The organism is Phormidium sp. FACHB-1136 (assembly GCF_014697375.1).
Lineage (GTDB): Bacteria > Cyanobacteriota > Cyanobacteriia > Phormidesmidales > Phormidesmidaceae > Nodosilinea.
On sequence record NZ_JACJRS010000205.1, the window covers coordinates 1 to 3,222 of the forward strand.

A 3,222-nucleotide genomic window follows, 5' to 3' on the forward strand; every position below is an offset into this window, starting at 1 on the left:
CACAAATTGACGGCCACAGTCCCGGCACTTGTAATTTTGCTTCCCGCGATGGCTGGTGCCGTTCTTGGAGATATCGTGAGACCCACAGGTCGGACAGGTCATCTCGATGGCCATGCGTTTGTCTCCCTGGTTATCGTGGTGGCGTAGCCTGATTTTCCTCTGTCCCGTGCATTAATGCACTACCCGCTTCTCCATAAATTTCAGAAACATTTTCCATTGGAATAAAAGTTGCTTGCGTATTGTCTCCAAAGCTAGAGAATATAGTTAAAGGATTCATGGAAACGCAATCCTTAAACTTTTTCATAGGAAAAAGAGCAGAGGGTAATAATAACTCCTTAAAGTAAGCAGGAGCATCAAATCGGCTACCTAATATCTTGCTAAAATTTCGATGAAATATCCGACTTTGAAGAGTATTTTCTTCGACTTTTGACAAGTCAATACCTAATTCGTTTAGCAGATAATCGTCGATACTGTTGAGTAATTGCTGTGCTTCTGCTTCTTTCTGTTCTTTTTTTAGATGGGCTTCATCTAGACACTCAACTATTTTCTGTTGCTGTTTAATTGAGGGAGTGAATAAGTGTATTTGCGAAATTTCTTCATTGTTTAAGTTGTTTTGAGCAGCACCTTTACCAATAAAATCAATTTGAAATCTTGTTATATTTAAATCGAACATATAGCAAAAATATTTTTTGTCTATAGCCGACCAATCTAACTCTAGCTTGACTAATGCTGAGTTTAAATTAGCTTCTAAAATATTCTCAGGGATTACTGAAACTGTACCCAGATTATCTTTTGTTCCACTGATTGCAAAAACTACATCTCCAGCAGTAACCCTTGCTCTTTTTAATGTGTTTTCATGAACATATCTGTTAATGTATTTAATTTCATTGGTGTCAATAGTGTGATTTTTGAGATTATTCACACGCAGAAAAAAAACTCCATCTTCAGTATTGTCAGTGTAAAAGCCTTCACGGGGGCCATCTCCCCTATTCCAAGATTTTATTAAACTCCCCATTCTCTGAAATAATGAATGATTTTCTAGTCTCTTTCTCAAAGCTAGAAATTCTGGTTTGTAATAATAGGGATCAAGCCTTCCTCTACAATCGGTTAAATTAACTAGAAAAATCTTATTCTTATTAACATCGGACGAAAACTGAAAGTTCATACTTCACCTCGCTCGATCAATTCAATAAATCGGGCAAGTTCTTGGCTGATAAAGTCTAGCTCGTTAGTGCTGGTAGGTTTTCCGGTTGCGTCGTAGCCAATGTCATCAGCAATTGCCATAAAAATGGGGTAATCATCAAGAACTTGCTGTTTTTCTTCAGTGTATTGTTCAGTTAATGTCTCTTTGAGTACATCAATTTTTTCATTATATTCAGCCGTAACCTCTTTCTTCCACACCTTATAGGATTCTAAATCTTTTAAAGCTTTGCCCGACAAACTCTGAGGATTTTCAAAACCGCGTAAATCTCGAATGTGACGTTTCTTGTCATTATCGATTTTCTCTAACGCTTTTAAGTAGTTATGGCGAATTTTAATTTGCTCTTGCAGATTCATTTTTTGCGATTGGATCTTGTCTGTTTGTGATTGAGTATGTTTTTTCAGAAACAGAACTGAACTTTTGACTCCTGCTCCTGTCGCCTGAAACGCGGTTTGAGGTAGTGATAACACTGCCACAATGCGATATTTTTCCTCAATACCATCGCGCACATATTGCAAACTAGAATTTTTCAAAATACCATCAGGAACTACGATTGCAAGATATCCACCCTCTACTAAAAACTGATGGCATTGTTCAATAAACAAAATCTCCGTGCTTTGGGTTTCTCTGGGAGCTGGTTTGCTTTTGGGGTTTAACCAATCTTCGGGTTTAAGAGCAAAACCATATTGGTTCATATAGGCTTGTTCAGTTTGTTTAATTACAGAACCAAACGGCGGATTTGTAATAATAAAGTTGAACTGGTTGTATTTAAATCGATCATTTCCACTGCGTTTGATCAGGTCTTCACTATCGCGTAACCCATCTGATGCAATTACATTGGTGTGCCCATCGTCATGAATAATCATATTCATCTTGGCAACACGAGCAATCTGTTCATTAATCTCAATACCAAATAGATTATTAGCCGCAAAATCATGCCAATGTTGATAGTGCTGCTTTGCTTCATCTGGATCAGTTTTGTGGTCAGGATAATATTCATCCGCCTCTCTTCTGACCTTATCAAGCGCATGAAGCAGAAAGCCTCCGCTGCCACATGAGGTATCCAATACTAAAGATTCATGGGTGATGGGCAAAACATCCACAATAAATTTAACGATTACTCTAGGTGTGAAATACTGCCCAAAGTCACCTCTAAAAAACGATCCCATAAAGGTTTCAAAAGCACGGCCTTTACTATCTAGATCGGTTTTACCTAAATTAATTCTTTCTAAATAACCAACAACAGTTCGCAACTTTTCAGGACTTAGACGAATATCATCCCTAAAAACTTCAGGATCTTTTTTTCGTCCCTCGTTATACAGTGCCTTAATTCGCTGGTTCAGTTCCTCGTTTGTCTGTTGTTCAAGTTCTTGAGCAGTCTTTTGATTATTTTCATCGTCAGAAGCCTGAAAAATCTGAAAATCGTAAGGCTCTCCTTTCTTGCGGGGTTTCTTCTCATCCCACAATTTACAAAAAATCAGCTTATCGAGTTCATCAAAAGCCTCTGATGGGTTTAACTGTCCACCACCCCAAAGGGATTGATGAGCTTGTTTAAATCTACGAGTTAACTCATCTTCGGTAACAACTTCTAACTCAAATAATTGTTGTCCGTTAGATTTGCCGCCTCCTTTAGCATATTTGTATCTTGCAAGCTTCGTTACTCCAAATCGCGGAATATCGGGAATCGTGATGCGATCTTTAGGCTTCTCCTTCGGAACTTGATAATACTGATCCTTAATGCCTGATGTCACCCAAACGAAGCTCGCACCCTCGGCTACAGCATAGCTAAACGCTTGCTCAACTGCCTGAACAAATTCAGCTTCCGAAACATCCTGTTTTTTGCACTCAACAACAATATGAGGCGATTTACATGAATCATCGTTGTAAACGATAATGTCTGCCTCTTTAACAGATGGTAGTGCATTTTAGTGCAGGCTAGAGGAAAAAGCCGGATGACCTTGCTTGGCCAGCTTTTCTCGGATGTTGCGATTGTAGTCATGGATGAACAACCAGATAGCCCC

General features: G+C 38.8%; 3 protein-coding genes. All 3 read right to left on the reverse strand.

Going from position 1 to position 3,222, the window contains the following annotated elements:
* Positions 1-102, reverse strand: a 102-nt coding sequence (locus H6G62_RS26450; RefSeq protein WP_199324940.1) for an IS1 family transposase, incomplete at its 3' end; no start/stop codon positions are given.
* 28 nt (positions 103-130) lie between these two features.
* The gene (locus H6G62_RS27485) at positions 131-1,165 is read right to left on the reverse strand and encodes a restriction endonuclease subunit S (protein ID WP_199325264.1); all 1,035 of its coding nucleotides are present in this window, start codon (positions 1,163-1,165) and stop codon (positions 131-133) included.
* Positions 1,162-3,096, reverse strand: coding sequence for an N-6 DNA methylase (locus tag H6G62_RS27490; RefSeq protein WP_347239432.1), 1,935 nt, complete (start codon positions 3,094-3,096; stop codon positions 1,162-1,164). The genes H6G62_RS27485 and H6G62_RS27490 overlap by 4 nt, the downstream gene beginning before the upstream one ends.
* Positions 3,097-3,222 lie beyond the last annotated feature (126 nt).

What these genes read in the sequence shown, in the direction of transcription:
- H6G62_RS27485 (WP_199325264.1), bottom strand. Translation starts at nt 1,165, where the DNA reads ATGAACTTTCAGTTTTCGTCCGATGTTAATAAGAATAAGATTTTTCTA.